This window comes from Rubritalea squalenifaciens DSM 18772 (assembly GCF_900141815.1).
Classification (GTDB): Bacteria; Verrucomicrobiota; Verrucomicrobiia; order Verrucomicrobiales; family Akkermansiaceae; genus Rubritalea; species Rubritalea squalenifaciens.
In genome coordinates, this window is record NZ_FQYR01000003.1 from 938,458 (window position 1) to 956,539 (window position 18,082).

Below are 18,082 nucleotides of genomic sequence, written 5' to 3' on the forward strand. Positions count from 1 at the left end.
CCCCCACTGTGACCGCAGAGACAAACTCTCCAATCCCCAACCTCTTCCTGCGCACCTCAGTTCTGCAGAATTAAAGTCACCTGACAATAAGGCGAATGGATCCCTGGAGCCATTCGCCTCATCCTAACAAATTCTTCTAATAGCGCCACTCCGCGCCGATTGAGAACGTGCGTTGGCGCTCGGGGCGATTGGTATAAGCTATTTCGTCGAAGAGGTTATCGATGCGGGCGTTCAGAGAGATTCCGCTGTCGAACCTGTATTGTGCGCTGAGGTCAAAGATCAGCCTCTCACCGACTGCCTGATAGGTGTTCTTCGTGTCGGCATTATCGATACGTTCGAAGATGTGGCTCTGGTAGCGTCCGCCTATGGCAGTTTCGAGATTTTCGCTCCAGCGATAGCGCAAGCTAGCGTTAGCACGCCACTTGGGCACACCGGGGTATTCGTTGCCCTCGACAGTCGGGTTTGTGTCATAGCGCTCGATCTCGCTATGCATCCAGCCTGCACCAAATGAAGCCTCAAGCCTAGGGATGAGGAAGTCACGGCGGAGCACGAAGGCTTCGAGTCCGTAAGTTTTGACTTCGTCAATGTTGTTGTACGAAGGTGGCTGGCGCGGAGGTGGCGGCAATCCTGGACCGGATGGACCGGAAGGATCGACAAACTGCTGGAGTATGGCGTCCTCCGTCGTGTTCTGGAAGAAGGTCAGACGGACGCGGCCTTTCTCTAGATTGCGTATCCAGGAGAGCTCGATGCTATCGCTGACTTCAGGCTGCAAGTCAGGGTTGCTGAGAATGAGCGTGCCGTCCACGTCTTCTTCCAGGCGATAAAGCTCCTGCACGAGCGGGAAGCGGTAAGTATGGGCCAGGTTGAGACTGAGGCGGTCCTCCGAATTAATCTCATACTCCAGCGTAAACTTCGGGGAGAGGCCAGTTTCCTCGCGATCCTCGTAACGGTCGCGTTCGATCGAAGTAACCGGGGGGCCAGGAGGTAGGCTAGTTACCGTATAGTCAGCGAAGCCATCGCTACTGACCCAGCGCTCAGCACGAAGTCCGGCGATCGCTTTCCAGTTGTCCGCAATTTGCCATCCGAGTGTAGCAAACAAAGCGTGGACGTCGGTTTGCCCACCAGTACGCTGGTCGAAGCTGCCGTCACCGTTGAGGTTGAGGTTTTCAAGCACGCCCCGTGTCCATTCGTAGCCGACATAGCCATCGAGAGTTTCGTGGCCGAAGATCTCTGACTTGGAGAAAGTCGCTTTACCGTTAAGCCAATAGGCATCAGGTGTTTCAGTGATCCGATTGGCGTTTTCATTGACGCTTTCGAGAATCTGAAAGGCACTTAAGGTGAGGTCGTATGTCCAGTCACGGGGAAGATCTCCACTAAGGCCGAGGCCATTGAGCCACTCCGACTCGCGGCGGGTTTCACTGCCGGCTAGACCTGGGTTGATACGGAAAGGGCGCCCCTCGAATACGGCGTTTCCTGAGTTCACAGGCTGGCCGGTGTTAGCATGAGTAAGGTAACTTTCCGGATCATCAGCCACAGACTTGCGCTCTGAGTAGCGGCTCGTCCAGCGCAGTGTGGCGGTTTCAAAATAGTGCTCCAGATCAAGCGCCACTGTCCCCACGGTGGTTTGGCGAGTTCCCTGAGAACCATAGACAAGGCGTTCTTCGCCCTCGGGGTTTTTGTCTAGATAAGCGCCGGTTACCGGAGTCGGCGGACCTCCCGGTTCTGGACCAAAATTCGTAGTGGTGAAAAAGCGCTGAGGGTTACCCTCCTCCTCGAGGTAGCTGCCTGAGATACCAAATCCCCAGTCACCTATCCGCTCACTAACACGGAAATTGGTACGGTAGCCCTCGTACACATCGTCGGTTCCGTAGAGGTCGAAATCATGCCAGAAGTAGCGAATGCCAGCCTCTACCGCCCTCTGGTCGACCGGGAGAGTGCGGTAGTGAATGACACCTGCCGAGGCGTAACCACCGTAGGCTGCGGAAAAAGGACCATACTGTAATTCCACAGAATCAATTGTCTGTGGATCTACGAGATTGAGACGGGGCGCCCCCGCCGCACCCGCCCTAAGTGGGTTGGAGATAGGAAAGCCGTCGACCAGTACCCAGAGCCTACCGTTGGCCAGTGCGCTTTGATCGCGCACTGCGATAAGCGACTCGTCCGAGCCGATAGCCGGCTTGTTCACATTGACATTGGGGAAGTAGCGCAGCAGATCAGCCGCATCAGTCGGCTCCCATACCGCGAAATCATCGCGGTAGAGCTCAGGCCTGGTGCCTGGCGCATCCACTGGATTTGAATTGGCCGTGATGACGGACTCTTCCAATTGGTAGATCGGATCTTTGGGTAGATCTTCATCTGCATGGAGCCCACCTGTTACAGCAAGCAGAGGTAAAAGTTTGAGGTGTAGGGTCTGTTTCATCAGTGATGTCTTCACAAGATTTGAGGCATAGGGAGTACCCCTCGTTATGGGTTATTTCGTCAAGTGCATTCGTTCTTGGCATCTCCTAACAAAAAGCTTCCAACCCCGTCATACACTACGATTAAAATGAAAGAATGTTCCACCGAACCACCTCATCTATTTATGATCACAATGTGGAAACACAAATAAAACTTGTCTCAAATCACCCGATATCAATGTTGTGATAACAGTCGATATCAATTCGGATTTTAACTGCTTAATTTTACGTGAAATGTGGCACTATTAATACTCGGCCCGATACACGATATATATTCTGTCTTTCAGCTCCTTAGCTTTGTACCCGGGCATCTCTGGTAAATTCTTTCCCTCAAACAGTATCAAATACCTATTTCCATTGTGGACGAAGCTTACAGCATCAGGATCTTCAATGGAGCCGACCAGCTTTTGAAAAAATGTTTTTCCATTAAGTTGTGCACACTCTGAAAACATATCTGTCGTAAACATATAGTCACCGGGCCCCATTATCGGATTATCATCCACCAGATTATCATTGATAGGTATGGATATACTATCCACACACTCCAGCCAGCAGTCTGCATCCAGGGAGTCAGGATTACGACTACATGCACATAGCAACAAGGCAGATACAAACAATAACAGTTTCATGATTTCAATTAGCCATCCAATATTTTGGGCATTGGATTCGGTTCAGGTGTCACGGTGTTGTGTCACAATTAGAGTTTCTGAACCCTTTATTTACAAGGAACCCCTATTTAATCAAGGTTTTCGGGGTAATTGGAGGCGGAGGCGGGATTCGAACCCGCGAATGTCGGTTTTGCAAACCGATGCCTTAGACCACTTGGCCACTCCGCCTTGGATGTTTTGGCTCCACCGTTTGGTGGTGCGGGGAGTTCCTACCCGCTCTCTCGCTGGCTGTCAACAGAACAAAGCGAGAAATTCCTCAACTTTGCCTATTTTTCTCCCAGTTCATCAGTGATTGCGGCCTCTATCGCCTTGAGCATCAACTTGATTTCATCCTCATTGATGGCCAAGGGTGGCATGACAACAATCGTGTCCAAAATCGCTCTGGTGAGGAGTCCGTGCTTTCTGGCGGCGACACAGACCTTTTCCCCCACTCGTTCAGCAGGCTCAAATGGTAAACCGTCCTGCTGGCGCAGCTCGATGCCGGCCACCAAGCCGCATTGGCGGACATCCCACACCCAGGCGCTGCCTTGCTTCAGCTCCTGCAAGGCCTCCTGCAGCAGGCTGATCTTAGGCTGCAGGATCTCGAGGGTTCTTTCCTGCTCGAACACTTCCAGGCTGGCCAAGGCCGCCGCACAGCCAAGCTGACTCGCCGTGTAGCTGTGACCATAATAGAATGCGCGCTCTGCACCTCCGAGGAAGCCTTCATAGATCGATTCCCGAACCATCGTGGCAGCCATCGGGAGATAACCTCCGGTCAGCCCCTTAGCCAGGCAGAGGAAATCGGGCACCACGCCGTCGTGCTGGCAGGCGAACATTTTCCCAGTCCGCCCAAAGCCAGTCATGACCTCATCCAGGATGAGGAAAATCCCCTGCTCTTCTGTAAAATCTCTGAGTTCACGCAGCATACTCTCGGGCCAGACATGGATCTGATTCACCCCCTGCACCATGGGCTCAATGACCACACCCGCGACTCTCTCCAGCCCCTCGAGGGCTTTCAATTCTTCCACACTAGTGACGAATCTGACGGGGAAACCGAACTTGCGAAATCGCGAGAAAAAGGCATCCACCCCACCCAGGCTGGCAGCCCCCATGGTATCTCCATGATAGCAATTGATGAAGGCCACGAATTCGGTGCGTTCTTCTTCCTGGTTCTGCAGCCGGTACTGGATCGCCATTTTGAGAGCGCACTCGATGGCGGTGGAGCCGTCATCGCTGAAGAAGGTCCGTTTGAGCTCGGTCCCTTCAAAAAAGCCTGCCAGCTTGCGGGCTAGCTCTCCCGCCTTAGGATGGGCAAAGCCAAGGTAGGACGTATGAGCCACCTGATCAAGCTGCTGCTTGATCGCAGTATTAATCGCCGGATGGTTGTGGCCATGGACATTGGTCCAGATAGAAGCATTTCCATCAATGTAGCGATTCCCCTCAGTATCTTCTAACCATACCCCCTCACCTCTGACCAACATGAGAGGTTCATGCTCGGCAGCAGTCCATTCGGATTGCCGGGTAAATGGGTGCCAACAAAACTCCTTGTCGTCACTGATAGCCTGCCTGCTCATCTCATCCATACAATGCAGGCATAAATCACTCACCTGCGATCATCAACACCAATACGTCCCAACTGGTATAGCTATTGGGCTATTCAAATTTCACTAAATTCTCCACTAATTTACGTATTTTGACGATTAAGTTGAAATATTTACCATTTTGATTCAGTTTAATGACCATTACCAAAAACATCATGGAAGAAACACGCAGAAACTTCATTAAAAAGACTGGTACGGTGGCCGCATTGAGCGCTCTCCCTGTAGCCTCCTACGCGCAGTCCTCCGCAAAATCTGAAATCAAAGTCGCACTGATCGGCTGTGGTGGCCGTGGTACTGGCGCTGCCTCTCAAACCCTGAATGTAGAAGGCACAAAACTTGTCGCGATCGCAGACGCCTTCGGCGATAACCTCAAGACCTGCCTTGACCGCCTCAAAAACCAATACAAAGAGAAGGTCGACATTCCTAAAGAGCGTCAATTTGTTGGATTCGATGCCTATAAGGGTGCGATTGATGCAGCGGACGTTGTTATCCTAACAACACCTCCAGGCTTCCGCCCTATCCACTTCGATTACGCAGTCGCCAAAGGTAAGCACGTCTTCATGGAGAAGCCAGTGGCTACCGATGCAGCTGGCGTACGCTCCGTTCTTGAGAATGCCAAGAAAGCGGACGAGAAAAATCTTAAAGTCGTTGTCGGTCTCCAGCGTCACTACGATGAGCGCTACATCGAGACAGTGAAGCGCGTCCACGGTGGCGAGATCGGTGACATTGTATCCGCCCAGTGCTACTGGAACTCCGCCGGTGTTTGGGTACGCCCACGCACTGACAAGATGACTGAAATGGAATACCAGATGCGTAACTGGTACTACTTCAACTGGCTCTGCGGTGACCACATCGTAGAACAGCACGTTCACAACATCGATGTCATCAACTGGTTCATGGGTGACCAGTATCCTGAAGTTGCTCAGGGCATGGGTGGTCGTCAGGTGCGCGTGGGCAAGGATTTCGGTGAGATTTTCGACCACCACTTCGTAGAGTTCACCTACGGTAATGGTGCAATCATGAACTCCCAATGCCGCCACACCAGAGGCGCTATGAACCGTGTAACTGAATACGTGGCAGGTACCAAAGGTAGTGCTGGCCCAGGTATCATTCGCGACCACAAGGGTAAGGTTCTCTGGCGCTACAAAGGCCGCCCAGCCAACCCATACCAAGTCGAGCACAATGAGCTCTACCGCCACATCCGTGAGGACAAGCCACTGAACAATGCCTACTACGGTGCCAAGTCTACCATGACAGGTATCATGGGCCGCATGGCCACCTACTGTGGCAAAGAGCTCAAGTGGGACGAAGCTCTCAACTCCGAAATCAGCATCATCCCGAAAGAGTTCACCTGGGAATCCGATCCAGGACCTAAGCCTGGTCCAGACGGGGTCTACCCATGTGCGATTCCTGGTAAAACCAAGGTCATCTAACACCCTTTTCCAAACTGATTTAGTAAGTGCACCCGATCACCGGGTGCACTTTTTTGTTTCTTGTGTTACCTTTTGCAGCTTTGTCCTAGACGCCCACTAGGTTTCTGCGCAGTGTACCCTGCATGAAAGTTCATGCTGTCGTCATCGCTTTTTGTCTGTCTGCCTCCCTCAAGCTTGCTGCAGATCCCGCAAATCCTGTCGAGGAACGCTGGGTCTTGGCCGATGACAAATCAACTGTCCTGAAAACCCTGACACCCGGCACAGATGACTACTTCTTCTATCATGCACTCTATCAGCAGCATCAGGGAAACCGTGAAGCTTACTTGAAGCATATCCATGCATGGGAGGAAAAACTCAAGAAGAACAAAGAATCAACACCAGAACGTCTACGTCAGCTTGAGAACCGGCAGGCCCTGCTTAACTTTGAGTCAAACAATGAGTCTCTTAAGAGAGAAGGGCAACGACATCTGACAAACTATCTCGACCTCACTCTCCATCACGACAAACCTCTCTCAAGAGAAGAAATCCAACTCCCCAGCAGTGTTGATGCGGATAAAATCAGCGCCGAAGCCTTTGAGAAAAACCTAGTTGGACATCTTCCATCTCAGCGGCTGAGACAAATGACAACAACCAAACTCCGCGCCATGGTGGTCAGCGAGCGGGCTTGGGACCAAGAGACCAGAAAGACACTACTAGGCAAGGTCAAGCGCGCCGATATTCCTGGCATGGAAACACTCTTGCAGGCCAATTTTTCAGACGAACGCAATGGATTGAAGTTCGAGGATGTCGCCTGCCATAGGAATCTGACAGCACCCCAGCTGGATGCTCTCTCGAAGCAATTCCCGCAGCTACTACAGAACAAAACCTTCTTGAAGATACGCCTTGAGCGACTCAGAGGGACACCCAGCCAAGAGCTGGATATGCGACGCAATCCTGAAAAGCTGATCGTATGGCTGGAAAAGGTGGATGAGTTCACCCAGACTCTCCCACCACACTTCAACACGCTGAAAGCAGAGACTCTGCACCACCTCTTGCGCTGCAAAGCAGATGCTGATGAGTATCCGCTAGATCTTTTCGTCCGCTACCTGACTCTTCCACGGCCACCAGCTTCGATCTGGCGCCCAAGCACCAAAGTGCACGAACATGTGGTCAAGTTCCCCTCCGGTCTACTTGCAAACGACTGCCTTCCTTCTGTCCATAATGAGTCAGCCCTGCTGGAAAAGTACTTGGATCAGCTACTGACCGATAAAGTCTCACAAGACCGCATTGCTCCCTATTTTGAAAGCGACTACTTCCGCAAGCGCACAGCGATGGCTCGTATCCAAGCAGGCATGGTCTACGACAAGGATGCAATCTCACCTAAGGAATACGTGGCTCTTAGAGATGAGGCTTCTCTCAGGATAGCCTCCTCTTCAAAAAACCATTTTCTCGCAGAGGATCAGGTATCGCTCAATCTTGATCTCAAGAATGTCGACCAGCTCACCGTTTCGATTTACCAGTTAGATTCACTAAATTACGCACTCAAGAATCATAAGACGATTGATCTCTCTCTTGATCTCGGAGGACTCTCCCCCAACATTTCACGTAAGATTGATTTCGATCAAGACCCCTTGCTCAAGCACCGTCACACCCTTGCGCTTCCTGAACTGAAAGGTGTCGGTAGTTGGATTGTCAAATTACAGGGCAACAGTCAGAGTGCCACCGCTCTGATACTCAAAGGTGAAATGCACAGCTCGGTCAGAGATACTGGCTCAGGCCAAGAAATCTTCGTAACTGATTTTCAGGGGCAGGCTTTGGAGAATATTGAAGTCCACGTTGACTCCAAAAAATACACCACGGACGCCAACGGGATCGTCGTGCTTCCATACGCTACTTACAGCAAAAGGTCTCAGGTGATTCTCCACCAACCGAACAAAGAGACTGGTACTGGCCGTACACGCCTAGTCACAGTCTATCGAAAATCTGCACGCCAGGAGCTTCAGCTCTCCTCCATCGCCCATCCCGAACAATGGCTCAGTGGTCAAACTGCCAAAATTTACCTACGTCCATCGTTCTTAATCAATAACAAGCTCGCTGACCTCAACTACTTGAGCGACACTCGCATTACTCTGGAAGGAATCCTAGAGGATGAAAGTAAGATCCGGCTAACGAAAATCGAAAACCCCTCACTCTCTGCCTACGACTATCTGCCAGTACAGTTTCATGTTCCAGAAAACCTGAACCGCATTGATATCCTGATGGAGGCCGTCATCAAGCCCCCACACCTCCCTACTGAAACCCCCGTCAATGCGAAGCTCCAGTTAGTAACTCTCTCCAGCACAGACACCCAAAAGATTGCCCATGGCTACTTCCAAAAGACCCCAAATGGCTGGACCCTGTCTATCCTAGGGCTCAATGGCGAGCCGTTTCCCGGCCATGACCTCACCCTGAGTTTCAAGCACAAGCATTACACGAGACAACTAGAACTCGGCCTCCGGACCGATAAGAGTGGCGTGATTCAACTCGGTTCCATGGAAGGCATTGAGTCTGTCTCACTCGAGAACAACTCCACTCATGCTTCCTGTAAGCTTAACCTTTCCTCCACCAAATACATCTCGGCCAAACAGCAATATACGTCTGGCAAAGACATCGAACTCCTGCTTGCTTCCCCACCATCACTCTCTGCGCTTTCCTACAGCCTAACATCAATCGACAACCAAAAGGCTAGCTACTTTGCAAACCTCGCTCTGGCTGGCGAAAAACTCCTTATCAAGAAACTTCCCAAGGGTGAATACCGACTTCAAGTCGAGGGCTTCGAACCACTCTCATTCCATGTCGTAGCGGCTACGCGCCAAGGAGCTTGGGCCACCCATCAGGGCAGCTCTTATGAAATCGACACCTCCAGCTATCCTGTGATCGCTGATCCAAAGCTGAATAGGGAGCAGGTTGAAATCCAGGTTGCTAACTACAGCAAGGACGCCCGCGTTCACCTCGTGGCATCACGGTTTAGCGACAACTCGGCAGCCATGCGCCCCAACCTGCCAGCTTCTGCGGACATGGACATCGTACGCTTTGGTTTCTACCCCTCTACTTGGAACAATGGCGGCACTCTTTCCTCCGAACAGCAGTACATCATCACCCGCCGTAATGCTCCCCGTAGACTGGGCAATATGCTTCCCAAGCCAACCTGGCACCTACAACCATGGGAATCTAACAAAATCAGTGAATTCAACGAATACTACGAAGATGCGGAAGACGGTAACGATTCCGGACGTGGAAGCGCCAGTTTCGGGAGGAAAGGGAAAGGCAAGTCCGCTGGTTCCCTGAACCCTCTTAGCTCGGACAGTCCGTTGACATTCCTAGCGCACCCTGCAGTCGTTCTCTGCAACCTGAAGCCTAACGAGCAAGGCAAGTTATCCATCAACCTCAAACGTTTCCGCCATCACAGCAGACTCGATATTATCGTGACTGATGGTGTGAACTCCACTAGCCGTCAGATAGCATTACCTGCGTCTCTTATGGAAACAAGAGATCAGCGCCTTCTGAAAACTCTGGATACAGCCAAGCACTTCAAATCAAGGCAAACCAGAGCCGTGCTCAAGCCGGGAGAAAAGGTGGAGATTGAAAATATTTTGCATGCCAAATGGAAAGCTTACTCCTCGCTTTCTAACGTTTGGTCTTACTTCCATACACACGCAAATAGCCAGGAGTTCCGTGAGACGATTAATCTCCTCACCCCGGCTCTCCACTGGCCTAAGCTAGAACAGCAAGAGAGACTGGCTCTATTAGAGACAGCCGGAGGCTTCGAGCTTCACCTCTTTATCAAAAAACGTGATCCCGAGTGGTTCGAAAAGCATGTAAGACCCATGCTCACCAATAAGCGACGCAAAGCCTTCATCGACCACTACCTGCTTGACCACGACCTCGCGCCTTATCTTGAATTGGCAAAATACCAGAACCTCAATGTCATTGAGAAAGCGCTCTTAGCCCATAAGTTGCCAGGCAAGAACAAAGAGATCCTGGAGCACCTTGAGATGCTTCACTGGCGATCCAATCCTTCCCCCGAGGTGCATACCGAGTTGTTCACCTCACTCCTGCGCCAGGAAATGATGGAGAATGCCCAGATTGCCGTCCATACTAAAACAGGAGGCTCTCTGAAGCTGCGTAAGAAGCTGAGCCAAATTACGATACCCGTAGTAGATTTTAATAACGTCTCTGTCGAGGAGGCGTTGGATTTCATTCGCTTGCGATCACGTGAACTGGACAAAAGCTCATTCGATGGAACTGATGTTGGCTTAAACATTACTGTTAGAAAACCAACTATCGTTGGAGGAGATTACGGCGACACAGGTGGCTTTGGAGACACAAGCAGTCCTGGCAGTAAAAAAATCGACAATCTTCAGCTCCGCAACGTCCCGATGCAGGTCCTACTCGATCAGATCTGCAAAAAAACCGGACTTCGCTATCGCATTGAAGACCACGGAGTCGTCCTGCTCCCCGCCACCGATTCGGACGATGCGGAAATTTTCACGAGAAGCATTCAAGTTCCTCCAGATTTCATGACCTTGATGGGTGACGGTGGAGGTACCGAGGATTCATTTGATGGTTCATCTGATCCTTTTTCTTCACCATCTGACGCTGGTGGCATTGGCCTCCGAGCGACTCCGCCAGCAAAAGAGCTTCTCGAGAAATCCGGCATCACTTTCCCGGAAGGCGCCACAGCCACGTTCGACAAGCGCACAGGCATGCTGACCATTCGGAATACGGCGACCAATCTTGATCTAGTCGACGCCCTCACCCAGTCATTACGGGAAAGTCCAGCGAGTTCTAAGACAACACGCACATACAAGCGGACATCAGCCTCCCCCTCTAACACTCCACCTGCACCACAACAGGCTGGGGGCTCTGACTCTGATGACCCTTTTTCTACCGCTGGAGGAAGCATCCAAAATACTCTCCGTGAGAGATTCTCAGTCACACCAGCTACACCCTTATATGATCCACAGACCTTGCCTAATGAGACCAAGGCCTATCTGGAAGCAAACTACCTACGCCGCAGCCAAACTAGTGCTCGATTGAATGTACCAATCAATCGCTTCTGGCTAGATCTGGCAGCCTGGGATGGCAAGTCCCCTTTCCTTTCGCCACACTTTGCTGAATGCCGTTATAATGTTCACGAAGCCCTGATCGCCCTGGCATTCCTCGATCTCGATTTCGAGGGACAAGACATCGACTCGGCTATTGAACAAAATACACTCTCTGTGACAGCGAAACAGCCTACCCTGCTTTACTACCAAGACACCATCGCTGTAGAGAAAACAAACAAGGACAACTCCCTGTTAGGCTCCTTACGCTATTTCCTCAAAGGTGATGAATTTACCGTTACCAAAGAGGGCAAGAAAAAGGAAAACAGTATTCAGGATGACCAATTCCACAGCCGCGCTATCTACAATGCTGATCTGATTATCACCAATCCGACAGGTCTAGAGCGCGAAGTGGAAATCCTGCGCCAAATTCCTGCTGGAGCCATCAGAATCGACTCCAATGAATCTCTGGAATCCACGAAGACACTGATTCCACCTCACGGTAGCCACCGCCAAGTGATTAGCTTCTACTTCCCAGCGGCTGGTGAATACACACACTACACACCAGAGATTTATGAAGATCATCAACTCGCTATTGGCCTGCCAGCCAAGTCACTCAAAGTAAGCGCTTCCCCTAAGCCGGAAGTGACCGATTCATGGTACCACATCGCAACCAATGGATCTGATCAAGAACTACTCACCGCTCTGCGCACCAGACAATTCCAGCCAAATGATTTTGATGATCTGGGTTGGAGGCTAGCCGACCGCGACCTCTACCTTAAAGTTGTCGAGATCCTCAGAACCCGCAAGTTAAGCGCTCCTGCAGTGGAGCAGTTTGCCTTCCGCCATTACGATTCAGAGACAGTATCCACTTATCTGGCTAAACCTGATCACTTTTCGAATCAATTTGGGTCCTACTTTGACACCCAATTAGCAAACATCTCGCCATACACAAACAGACGCTTCGAGGACACCGAATGGAGACCTCTGGTAAAAACCCGCAGCTACCAACTGAGGGACAACCTCCCGATTAGCCAGATCCCGGTATGGGATGATTATCTGGATCTTCTCAGTCACCTGATTTGGATGCCGGCACTGGGCAACGAAGAGAAACTCACTATGGTCTATCACCTCTTCAGTCATGAACGAGATGCGGAAGCCCTCCAGCTTCTCAATACCTGTGAGCGCTCCCAGACTGAGGCAAAGATGCAATGGGACTACCTCAAGGCATACGCTCTATTCTCGGAAGCTAAACCAGAAGAAGCCGTCTCTCTAGCCAAACAATGGATGAACAAGTCCACTCCACAGTGGGATCAGCGCTTCCAGTCCATCCTGGATCAGATAGAGGAAATCAAATCCGCTTCTCTGATGGAGTCCGATTGGGGGCAGACTGAAGAGAGCCAAGACCAGCAATGGTCCGCCCAGATCACGCCAGATCACCAACTCGTCATCAATCATGATGGACTGGAGCAGCTCATACTGAAAGTCTATCCGATTGATTTAGAGTTTCTGTTTACCGCGACGCCCTTCCTTGAGGGGCAAAATCAAGTCCATACCGCTGTATTGCCTGCCAAGACCATGGTGATCCTATTGGATAATAAGGAAAAGATCTCTAGCTCTGCACTTCCTGAGGAATTCAAGACTGGAAACAAGCTTCTAGTATTAGAGGGCGCAGGTTCTAGCTGGGTGCAGACACTGCAGTCCTCCACCCTCGTCGTCACTCCAAATAAAGGACGCGGACTACTTCAGGCATCAGCCAATGGAAAACCGCTGGCAAAAACCTACATTAAAATCTATGCTGAAACCAATGATGGCGAAGTGGTCTTTTTCAAAGACGGCCACACCGATCTGCGAGGCATGTTCGACTACCGCTCCCACAACGAATATGCACCAGCTGATATCCGTAAGTTCGCCATCTATGCAGACCATGAACTACACGGAGCCAGAACCATTGAAATCAAGTAACAACACTCCCGACTCCTGAATGGAAACCGCTACACAATACGCAGTCTGCATCAGCGACCTCCGCATCGACTATGGTTCACATGTGGCGGTGAAGGACATGAACCTGGATATTCCCCAGGGAGTCATCTATGGACTCGTGGGTCCTAACGGCGCAGGAAAGACCTCCACTTTCAAGGCACTCACCTCCCTGCTAGAACCTACCAACGGCCATATCTCGATCAATGGGCACGACATCGTAAAGAAAAGGCGCCACGCGCAGACAAGCATTGGCTATATGCCGGACCTCGCTCCTGTAGCCTCTGATCTGCGTGTCTGGGAATTTCTGGACCTCTTTGCCGCCTGCCACGGGCTGGAGGGCAAAGCCAAGAAAAACAGAGTCAACGAATGCCTCTCCTTGGTTGAGCTTGCGGATAAGCGGAATGACAACTGCAAATCTCTTTCGCGAGGCATGATGCAGCGCCTCGTCTTGGCTAAAACCATGCTACACCGCCCATCTCTGCTGATCTTGGATGAACCAGCCAGCGGCATGGATGTACGCTCCCGGGTTTCACTCAGACGCATTTTACGGCAGGTCTCCGATGAAGGTGCCACCGTGATGGTCAGCTCGCACATCCTTCCCGAGCTATCAGAAATGTGCGACATGATTGGCATCCTGCATCATGGACAACTGTTGGAGACGGGCACGGTAGACGAGGTCATGCACAGAATGACCAGCCTACTCCCCCATATTCATCTCACGCTGGCGCGCCCCGCCAGCTCACACTGGGAGTCCTGGCTGAAAACCAAGCCCAAAGTCAAAGATGTCCACGTCCACAGTTCACTCTCTACATCCTTTGTGTATGAGGGTGATAATACAGAGCTTTCAAACCTGCTCATGGAGGCAATGCAATCTGATCATCCGATATGCCGAGTCACTGAGAAGCGCCATAGTCTGGAACAAATCCTGATGGAACTTGAGGAAGAGGAGTACTCCCGATAAATTATTTTACTCGTATCACAGCAATGCCCGAAGACTCACTTTCCTCACTGCCCCAGTTCTGGCAAATCTGGAAGAATCCCATCTTTACCCGTTATCGCCGCTCCAAGCTGCGCATCTCCGCACTCATCACTGGCGCTTTACTGTATGGCGGTCTCTCTGTGTTTATTCTCCTCGTCAGCATTGGCATTACTTCTGAACATTTACAAACCAAGTTTGAGGACGCGGCCATCTACCCCTTCATAGCGCTCATCTTCCTCCAGATCATGATCATGAACTTTGGAGGCACAGGCGCGGTCGCTGCGGGTATGGCCCGGGAATCCATTGATGATGTTCTGACCTACCAACGACTCACCCCACTCAGCCCACTGACCAAAGTAATCGGCTACCTAACAGGCCTTCCGATCAGACAATATTACCACACTCTCACCACGGTACCGGTCACCATAGCGCTGATTTTCATGGGCGGCATCGAGATGAAAATCTGGCTCCCTATCTACACGGTGCTCTTCACCTCCACCATTATGTTCCACCTGTTGGCCATGTCGGTGGGTTTCATCATGGGAAAAAAATTCTCGGCCTTGATCTCTCAGGGCTTGGTTGCTCTGCTGTATCTGGCGTTCCCTCAGTTATCCAAATTCGGCTTCGTCGTCTTTGAATACCTCACCATGCGCCCCACTCTTTTCATTAGCCTACAGGGTGAAATCCCCATCAACTATGGGCGTAGTGAAACAGCGATGTTCTTCAATTGGGAGATTAGCCACACTTGGTACAGCATCGCCGTACAGACCTTGCTCAGTCTCGTTTTCCTCTCCATTCTACTACGTAGATGGCGTCAAGAAAGCGCCCATCTCTTAAGCAAGGCGCAGTCCGTATTGATGTGTGCCGTAGCCCACACCATCATACTTGGAGGTATCTGGGCAAACACGAGCAACGGAGCCATTTTTGATGTCGACTTCAATCAGGCTCGCCCTGAATCTAAGAGATTCCCTACACCACCGCCGCCAGAGCAAAAGCAAGGCATCCCTCCCGAACTTCTCACACAAAACCCCAAAGCGGTGATCGTGGAAGAAGTAATCGAACAAAACCCCCAATACGTTGCCTCCACGATTATTGGTGTCTATGGCCTGATCTCACTGGCTCTCGCCGTGCTTCTTCAGTACCTCTACACTCCAGACAAATTTACGTATTTTGCGGGTATCCGCCAGCGCCTCAAAGATGGCCGCAGCAGCTTTGCTCTTTTCCCTGACTCCGCCTCAGCCATCCCGACGACTCTCGTCATCACGGTCATGAGTATCTATGCCTGGCTTCTCTATAGTCGCCATTTGCTTAATACGGCTGAAATCCAGCAGTATCTTGATGGCCGATCCTGGCAGTCACTGGAGACCCTGATCATCCTGACTCTCTCCGCCCCTTTACTAGGCCACGGATTCGCTATGGAGCAATGGGGTAAGAAGCTCATCGGCACAATGGCTCTCTTCATCTGGGTCATTCCACTTGCTATTGCTCTTCTCGGAACAGCATGGAACTTGAATCAGGATATCTTTGGGCTGCTCTATGGCTTCTCCCCACTAGCCATGGTTTTCGCTCCGGCTTTTGGATTAACCCACTTGGATTACCTCATGGACAGGCCTTTCATCGTAGGCTCCCTGATTGGGACCACCTTGTATTTCGCCTTATCAGTTATCGCTTTGACGATGATTATCAAGCGCCACAAGCTCTTCCTGGTAACCCAAAAAAGAGGCTAAAGTTCAAACACTTAATCATCATCTCTTTCCTCAAAAACTGACTTCAATGAAATAAATCTTCCTGTGTGGGCTCTTAACATTCACATGAACATCATCAAGAAACTCAGTATCACTCTATTCGCTCTTCTCGCCTTCAGTGGAATCTCCCTAGCCGGCGATGGATGGATGACCAATATCGAACAAGCTCTTGCCAAGGCCAAGACGAGCAAAAAACCAGTCATGGTAGAGTTCACAGGCTCGGATTGGTGCCCACCATGCATCCGCATGCACAAGCAAGTATTCTCCAAGGACGAATTCCTCAAGAAGGCATCTAAAGGCTTCATTCTCGTAAAAATCGATATTCCAAATGGTAACAAAGATCTCCGCGCCAAAAATGAACCAGTTCTTCAGAAGCACAAAGTACGTGGAGTCCCAACCGTGATCGTCTTCAGCCCTGAAGGCACCGAACTCGATCGCTTTACGGCATCCAGCTATCCGGACGTCAAAAGCTTCCTTGCCAAGCTCAAAGAGAGCCTGAAGTCCTAGGACTGCTCCAAAAAGCACACTCAAGCCTTTAGAGGTCACTCCGCTACAGAGTGACCTTTTTTAGGCACGTATTTCCATGGACTTATTCACAAAATCACGCATTCCGCATCTTGGATTTGACCGTTAGGCTAGGCCTATTCCAGTATAAAAATCTCATGTCGACCGACACAGCACCCGCCAAGAAAAAGAACGGCCCGGAACTCCAGAAATCCTCCTACCAAAGCGATGAGGAAAAGATCGCCCAGCGCTCTCTTCCAAACGCCACAGGTCCGGAGAAGTCCCTGCTATCATCCATGCTGCAGGACCCTGCCGAGTACGTCATGCGTTCTGAAGAAATGGGTCTGACACCGGAACATTTCTACCACCCTTCCCACCAGGCCCTTTACAAGGTCATCCGTGATCTCTCGAACATCGGCACCAAGATCGAACTCGTCTCTCTGACCCAGACTCTCATGGATCGCGGCATCCTTGAGAACATTGGTGGTCCCTCTGCCCTCACGGAGATCTACACCTACTCGCCGACGGCGGCTCACTTTGATCACCACCTCGGGATCGTCAAAGACAAGTTCATCCTGCGAAATATCATCAACTCCTGCACCGAGGCGATTACCCGCTCCTACGAGGACCAGGAAGAAGTTGCCGGCCTGCTTGACGAGGTGGAACAGCGCATCTTCGCCATTCGTGAAGGTGCGGACATCGAACAGGCACCAACCGTTAAAGAGGACGTCAAAAAGGTCATTGAGAACTTCGAGAAATATCTCGCGGGTGGTGGCCAGCCAATGGGTATCAAGACTGGCTACTCCCAGCTAGACTCCATGTCCAACGGACTGAAGGCTGGTGAAATGTTCATTATCGCCGCCCGTCCTTCCATGGGTAAGACCTCCTTCGTGATGAACCTGGTGGAGCACATCTGCTTGGATCAAAAGCTTCCCTCTATGGTGTTCTCATGCGAGATGACCTCTGAGCAGATCGTTCAGCGTCTTCTTTTCGCACGCGCCAAATACGCTATTTCCAACCTGCGTAACGGTTTCACTCCAACGAAGGCTGATTTGGTCCGCATCAAGAATGCTGCTCAGGAAATCGCCGAATCCAAGCTCTTCATCGATGACACCGCGGGTATCTCCATCTCGGAGCTGCGAGCCAAAGCTCGACGCAAAAAGAAGGAAGAAGACATCCAGTGTATCGCGATTGACTACCTTCAGCTGATGAAGTCTACCTCCAAGCAGGCTCAGGGTTCACGTGAACGTGAGATTGCGGAAATTTCCGCGGGCCTCAAGGCCTTGGCTAAGGAGCTTGCCATTCCGGTTCTCGTTCTTGCCCAGCTTAACCGTGGTCCAGAAAACCGTGGTGGTTCCCCACGTATGTCTGACCTTCGTGAATCCGGTTCCATTGAGCAGGACGCCGATATGATTGGCCTGCTCTTCCGTACCGCCTACTACGCCGAGGATCAGGAGCAACGTGACGAGCAAGACGGCATCGCCGAACTCAACCTGGCCAAGAACCGTAACGGTCCTACCGGCTCCATCCCTCTCACCTTCATCAAGGAACTCATGCGCTTCGAAACCCGCGCCTTTGATGACAGCGTTCCTGAGTAAATTACATCTCTCCCGATGCCCCGTGAATTTAAAACTTCATGGGGCATTTTTGTTAGGTAATCATTTTTCTTGT

The 18,082-nt window shown here is 51.1% G+C and carries 9 protein-coding genes and 1 tRNA gene; 6 read left to right on the forward strand and 4 right to left on the reverse strand.

Annotation, left to right across the window (positions count from 1 at the left end; genetic code table 11):
• Positions 1-136 precede the first annotated feature (136 nt).
• The 4 genes from BUB27_RS09350 to bioA all read right to left on the reverse strand — a co-directional run bounded on the left by BUB27_RS09350 (position 137) and on the right by bioA (position 4,677).
• Complete coding sequence (locus BUB27_RS09350; protein WP_143183538.1) at positions 137-2,419, reverse strand: TonB-dependent receptor; 2,283 nt, start codon at positions 2,417-2,419, stop codon at positions 137-139.
• Between the two features lie 282 nt (positions 2,420-2,701).
• Positions 2,702-3,085 carry a hypothetical protein gene (locus tag BUB27_RS09355; RefSeq protein ID WP_143183539.1) on the reverse strand — a complete coding sequence of 128 codons (384 nt, stop codon included), beginning with the start codon at positions 3,083-3,085 and terminating at the stop codon, positions 2,702-2,704.
• A gap of 130 nt (positions 3,086-3,215) precedes the next feature.
• Positions 3,216-3,292, reverse strand: a tRNA-Cys gene (locus BUB27_RS09360).
• 98 nt (positions 3,293-3,390) lie between these two features.
• Positions 3,391-4,677, reverse strand: a complete 1,287-nt coding sequence (gene bioA, locus BUB27_RS09365; RefSeq protein WP_234991721.1) for an adenosylmethionine--8-amino-7-oxononanoate transaminase — start codon at positions 4,675-4,677, stop codon at positions 3,391-3,393.
• A gap of 182 nt (positions 4,678-4,859) precedes the next feature.
• On the opposite strand from bioA, the gene BUB27_RS09370 reads away from it, so the two are divergent.
• The 6 genes from BUB27_RS09370 to dnaB all read left to right on the forward strand — a co-directional run bounded on the left by BUB27_RS09370 (position 4,860) and on the right by dnaB (position 18,009).
• Positions 4,860-6,137 (forward strand): Gfo/Idh/MocA family protein, encoded by a 1,278-nt coding sequence (locus BUB27_RS09370; protein WP_143183541.1) that lies wholly within the window; start codon positions 4,860-4,862, stop codon positions 6,135-6,137.
• 122 nt (positions 6,138-6,259) lie between these two features.
• The gene (locus tag BUB27_RS09375; RefSeq protein WP_143183542.1) at positions 6,260-13,165 is read left to right on the forward strand and encodes a hypothetical protein; all 6,906 of its coding nucleotides are present in this window, start codon (positions 6,260-6,262) and stop codon (positions 13,163-13,165) included.
• A gap of 19 nt (positions 13,166-13,184) precedes the next feature.
• Positions 13,185-14,144, forward strand: a complete 960-nt coding sequence (locus tag BUB27_RS09380; protein ID WP_143183543.1) for an ABC transporter ATP-binding protein — start codon at positions 13,185-13,187, stop codon at positions 14,142-14,144.
• Positions 14,145-14,167: 23 nt separating this feature from the next.
• Positions 14,168-15,889, forward strand: coding sequence for a hypothetical protein (locus BUB27_RS09385; RefSeq protein WP_143183544.1), 1,722 nt, complete (start codon positions 14,168-14,170; stop codon positions 15,887-15,889).
• 84 nt (positions 15,890-15,973) lie between these two features.
• Positions 15,974-16,414 (forward strand): thioredoxin family protein, encoded by a 441-nt coding sequence (locus tag BUB27_RS09390; RefSeq protein ID WP_143183545.1) that lies wholly within the window; start codon positions 15,974-15,976, stop codon positions 16,412-16,414.
• A 155-nt stretch (positions 16,415-16,569) separates the two neighbouring features.
• Positions 16,570-18,009 (forward strand): replicative DNA helicase, encoded by a 1,440-nt coding sequence (gene dnaB, locus BUB27_RS09395; RefSeq protein ID WP_143183546.1) that lies wholly within the window; start codon positions 16,570-16,572, stop codon positions 18,007-18,009.
• Positions 18,010-18,082 lie beyond the last annotated feature (73 nt).